Annotated in this window: 7 protein-coding genes and 1 pseudogene; 4 read left to right on the top strand and 4 right to left on the bottom strand. The window is 44.8% G+C overall.

Annotation, left to right across the window (positions count from 1 at the left end; genetic code table 11):
• Positions 1-40: 40 nt before the first annotated feature.
• From DEH07_01945 to DEH07_01935, 3 genes are read right to left on the bottom strand one after another with little or no spacing between them, the layout of a single operon-like run.
• Positions 41-568 (bottom strand): hypothetical protein, encoded by a 528-nt coding sequence (locus DEH07_01945; protein HBY03313.1) that lies wholly within the window; start codon positions 566-568, stop codon positions 41-43.
• The gene (locus DEH07_01940) at positions 525-725 is read right to left on the bottom strand and encodes a hypothetical protein (GenBank protein ID HBY03312.1); all 201 of its coding nucleotides are present in this window, start codon (positions 723-725) and stop codon (positions 525-527) included. The genes DEH07_01945 and DEH07_01940 overlap by 44 nt, the downstream gene beginning before the upstream one ends.
• Positions 726-738: 13 nt before the next feature.
• Complete coding sequence (locus DEH07_01935; GenBank protein ID HBY03311.1) at positions 739-1,257, bottom strand: hypothetical protein; 519 nt, start codon at positions 1,255-1,257, stop codon at positions 739-741.
• Between the two features lie 47 nt (positions 1,258-1,304).
• Between DEH07_01935 and DEH07_01930 the strand changes: the two are divergent.
• Positions 1,305-1,606: pseudogene (locus tag DEH07_01930) on the top strand (hypothetical protein).
• A gap of 303 nt (positions 1,607-1,909) precedes the next feature.
• Entirely contained in the window at positions 1,910-2,455 is a 546-nt protein-coding gene (locus DEH07_01925; protein HBY03310.1) for a hypothetical protein, read from the top strand.
• Positions 2,456-2,475: 20 nt separating this feature from the next.
• Here DEH07_01925 and metF read toward each other — a convergent pair whose 3' ends face one another.
• Positions 2,476-3,348, bottom strand: coding sequence for a methylenetetrahydrofolate reductase [NAD(P)H] (gene metF, locus DEH07_01920; protein ID HBY03309.1), 873 nt, complete (start codon positions 3,346-3,348; stop codon positions 2,476-2,478).
• 73 nt (positions 3,349-3,421) lie between these two features.
• On the opposite strand from metF, the gene DEH07_01915 reads away from it, so the two are divergent.
• On the top strand, positions 3,422-3,616 hold the full coding sequence (locus DEH07_01915) for a hypothetical protein (GenBank protein HBY03308.1): 195 nt from the start codon (positions 3,422-3,424) through the stop codon (positions 3,614-3,616).
• A gap of 320 nt (positions 3,617-3,936) precedes the next feature.
• Positions 3,937-4,227 carry a hypothetical protein gene (locus DEH07_01910; protein HBY03307.1) on the top strand — a complete coding sequence of 97 codons (291 nt, stop codon included), beginning with the start codon at positions 3,937-3,939 and terminating at the stop codon, positions 4,225-4,227.
• Positions 4,228-4,337: the final 110 nt, after the last annotated feature.

Below are 4,337 nucleotides of genomic sequence, written 5' to 3'. Positions count from 1 at the left end.
TAAACTACCGCTAGTTGAATCTTTTCCGGAAGAGGTTTTGTCAAAATACCCTAAAGCCCTGCTCTATGACGAAAGCGCAAAACAATGAGCTCATGTCTTTAAGGCCTCCGTCCGGCTTAAACCAGGACCAGGCCCGACAGACCTCGCGTGAGATTCGCACCCGGGTGGCTTTAGGATCGGAGGCGATAATCCGGCGGATCAACTCAATATCGTCGGGATTAAGCGACCGGCCGCAAATGGTGAGCGGAAAATCAGCCAGGATGCTCCCTCCTAATATCGTACTTCCGGACAATCCCGTCCGGAATCTTCCAGGGCAGGAACCGTTCCAGATCCTTTGGAGACCGCCCTCCTTGGCGCAGGCATCAAGGTAATACCGGAGGTACGCCTCTGCATTCAGGTTGTGTTTGGCTGCGGTCTGCAGGATGGACATGGATGCCGCCAGCAGATTGCCGCTCCACTCGGAATGAGTACCGTAGCAGCTCTTGCGCCCCAAAGCGCCCGGCCTCAAGCACCGCTCGGCTAGATTATTGTCCATGGGCACGAACGGATTTTTGACAAAGGCAGTCAACCCGTCCCAGTGCTTTAAGGGCGCTGGAAAGCACCTTTTTCTTCTGCCAGTGCAGGCCGGGGTCTGAAAGTTCTAAACGGATCGACTGCAGCATCGCCTCCAGTGCGTTCTCCAGTGCTTCTTGGGCAACCTGGAAGAGTTCTGCCTGATCCAGCACGGCCAGTCTCTCTTTATTCAGGCGGTAGATTTAAAACGATCCTATTCACCCAGAGATCCGCCCAGTCTTTCAAGCAGTTAAGAGATTTGCCGGCATTGACAAAATCACGGCGATAATGTGCCCAGCAGAGAGCTCTCACTAACCCCTCGATCATGTCTGCCAGTTTGCCGTAGGCGGATAACCGGTCGCAATTCATGATGCCCCTGGCGTCTTTTCCGAAATGTTTCAGCGGGACTTGGCTTCCGCGGGAAGGATCCAGCACGAACACAACTGTCAGTGGTGAAACGAAGACCCTTAAGCCACCAGTGCCAGCCCTGCTTATCGGGTACTTGGACAAAGCGCATCCAGCCGGTTCGTCTACATGCCAGTGGTTCTCGCTGCGATTTACTTCCGTCAGCAGAAGATAGAGGGGAAGAAAAAGCGGCGCCAGTTTCTTTAACATTCCCGTGAGGGCGCCCTCGCTGACATCCAATCCCTGCATCCGCATGATCATGGCCATCCGGTGCAGGGGGATCTGGAAAAAGAATTTCATGACCGGGATATGGGTGAGACAAAGCGTTGGAGAACATTCCCTTGGGTATGACCTGCGGCTGCTTGGGTGCAGTGACAGATCTCGGGCCGGGGCAATTGCAGGTATTAAAGAACGACTGGCTCAAGGTTTATGGCTACAAGCCGGTGCTTATGGAAACTTTTGTCGGGAAGGATCGCTTTGCCGGAACCTGTTACAAGGCTGCCAACTGGGCCTTCGCAGGTTCCACACAGGGCCGGGGAAAGTTGGACCGTTTCAATGAATACAAGCTGCCGGTGACCTGCCTGTCGGCAGACAGGAAGACATCTATCTATATCCTCTCGATAAGGACTTCCGTATGTTTCTGGTTTAATCTTTCTTCTTTTGCCCGGCGCCTCTTTCCAGGGGACGCCTTTTTTGTTAAAAACACTAATTACATAGTGGAGATATTTCAATCGTCAATCCCTTGATTAACGCCAAATTGGTCTCTATAACGAAGAAGTTTTGGATTTTGAAATGCCAAAATCACCAATTTATCAACTTTTTCAAACAGAATATCTCTATTCAGAATATCTCTATTATAACAGATTTATATCCACCATGCAATTAACGTTTTTTTTGTTATAGTGATCGGGGCGGCATTTCACTTGAAATTTCCCGGATTGGAGATGCTTAGATGATGAAATTGACACAGGATGATGTTACCCTTTTCTATGACATATTCTTTAAATTGATCGATTACACCAATGACAGATACCAAGTGGTACCCGGTCTTGAAAAAGCGTCAGGCACCGAGGATGTCAATCCCGTCGCGATCATGCCGGTTCGTGATAAGCTCTGGGAAAGCGATGATGTCATCAACTGCATAGTCAGCGATAACCCGTTTTGCTTTGCCGAGCGGGAATTGTCGCTTGTAGCAAGTTGGAAAAGAAGGGTAACCGGCAATTTCTTGATCTATAAACATCTGAAAAAATATACTGTTTTCATGGGCAACGGCGCTCTTTACGGTGTGGTCGGTCTTGCCAGTCCCATTGAGGATGTGTTTCCCTCGTTTGATCTGCCTCGATATTTGAGGGTGACACTTCTTCCTTTTGAAGGGAAGATCATTTATGACAGTTTGTTGTATACCTACAATGTTACTTTTGGCAGCGGCTCACGGAGAGGATTTAACGAAGAGTATCGGGAACTGAAAAATATGGCCGGAATCATCACCACACTATAAAATGCTGGTTTAGTGAATACTTACCAGCGCGGGGAGATAAACAGGCTTTTTACAGCTTCGTTAATCTTTTGAGCAATATATGCGTTATTCATAGTATAAAGGTGTATACCGTCAACACCTTGAGAAACAAGATCTACAATCTGATCGACAGCATAGGCTATTCCAGCATCGCGCATTGCTACAGAATTGTTTTCATACCGGTTCATCATAGCGGTGAACTTTTTAGGAAGATCAACTCCACATAGTGACACCATCCGTTCAATCTGCTTTCTATTCACAACCGGCATAATCCCTGCTTCTATCGGCACAGTTATTCCTGCGTGTTCTGCCCGCTCCAGAAATGCGTAGAAATAGTTGTTATCGAAGAATAGTTGAGAAATCAGGTGATCCACGCCATTTTCTACTTTTATTTTCAGATTGCGTATATCCTCAGCAATGCTGGCAACCTCTATATGCCCCTCCGGATAGCAGGCTGCAAGAATATTGAAATCGCTATTTTTCTTGATAAAGGAAATTAAATCACTAGCGTACTTAAAATCCTGCTTTGGGGGAATATCCGGATTAATGTCACCTCTTAACGCCAATATATTTTCGATATTGTTTACTCTCAGCCGTTCCAGCAGGAAGAGGACTTCCTCTTTAGTCTGGCTGATACAAGTTAGATGGGCGACAGATTCTATATGATATTGGTTCTTTATAGTCGATGAAATCTCAACAGTTGATTCGCCGTTGTCACTGCCGCCTGCGCTGTAAGTTACGCTGATGTAATCAGGAGAAAGATTACTAAGCTCGTTCAGCGTTTTATAGATGGTATCCAGAGAAGAAGTCTTTTTGGGAGGGAAAACCTCAAAGGACAGTACCGTTTTTACTTTGAACAATTCTACTGTTTTCATAATTATAGCCTTTCTCTGATTTCTTTTGCGGCAGCAGCAGGTTCTTTCAAATATTCAATACTGTTTCAGGATCTTGTCATATTTGAGCATTTTCCTGAAACACATTATCATAAATATACTGCTTATCCTTTCCATTCAAATACTTTTCAGTTATATAAGCTATACCGGTATATCAATTATAAATCTTGAAATCATAAATACCCAGCCCATTGAAGAAGCCTTAAAAAAAGCAGCATGGGAATTTTGGGTGTTGACCATGCCCCTTTAAATATGAGTACATTAAAAAAAGCGCTCCCTCTTTTTATTTTATCACCACTCCCATGACAATGGCTATAATAAACGAGAAAAAACGCCAAAGCATTTCTTAGAATGGCAAAGTAAATACAAAGGGATGGTTCTTGTTTATGCTTCCAGTTGCTTAAAGAGACTGTTTACCTATCCATCCGGTTGGGTATAAATTATTTTTATTTCTTTTATGGTAAGTATATTTTATAATAATGATTGAAGATATTTATCATAATTATAACGAGAAACAACAACTCTCTTAGACATGCCTATTCAAAAAATAATCGAAAGGGGTATTTTAAAATGCAGGAAACTGCTCAAAAGAAATCTATTCAAATAAGTATTGTACCAGGAACACAGAATCCGTGTTCGAAATACAAGTGGGGACGGAAAGAAGCTGGAGACTTAAAAACAGGTTTTTGCGATGCGCGCAAAAACAAAGATGGCACTGTATGGGTAAGAAAGATCAGGGATTTTGACAATACCACCTGCGGACGTTATGAAGAAGGGGTCCCTGGATTGGCGGTACCGAGTGAAATTATGTGTTCGTGTGGTTCACCCTTACGTCCCGGAAGGTCGCAAGATTTTATTTAATCCCATAAAGCGGACGTGTATCGTTAAAACCGACAAATGTCCCGTCCTGGGCAAATGATACCTGCACAAAAGGTTTCATCTGTTCTCCTTCCGGTGTAGCAGCCTACGTT

This window comes from Desulfotomaculum sp., from assembly GCA_003513005.1.
Taxonomy (GTDB): domain Bacteria; phylum Bacillota; class Desulfotomaculia; order Desulfotomaculales; family Nap2-2B; genus 46-80.
The sequence above is the reverse complement of the archived record's forward strand: the minus strand, read 5'-3'. Positions and strand labels throughout refer to the sequence as shown.

What these genes read in the sequence shown, in the direction of transcription:
- DEH07_01935 (HBY03311.1), bottom strand. Translation starts at nt 1,257, where the DNA reads ATGAAATTCTTTTTCCAGATCCCCCTGCACCGGATGGCCATGATCATG.
- DEH07_01925 (HBY03310.1), top strand. Translation starts at nt 1,910, where the DNA reads ATGATGAAATTGACACAGGATGATGTTACCCTTTTCTATGACATATTC.
- metF (HBY03309.1), bottom strand. Translation starts at nt 3,348, where the DNA reads ATGAAAACAGTAGAATTGTTCAAAGTAAAAACGGTACTGTCCTTTGAG.
- DEH07_01910 (HBY03307.1), top strand. Translation starts at nt 3,937, where the DNA reads ATGCAGGAAACTGCTCAAAAGAAATCTATTCAAATAAGTATTGTACCA.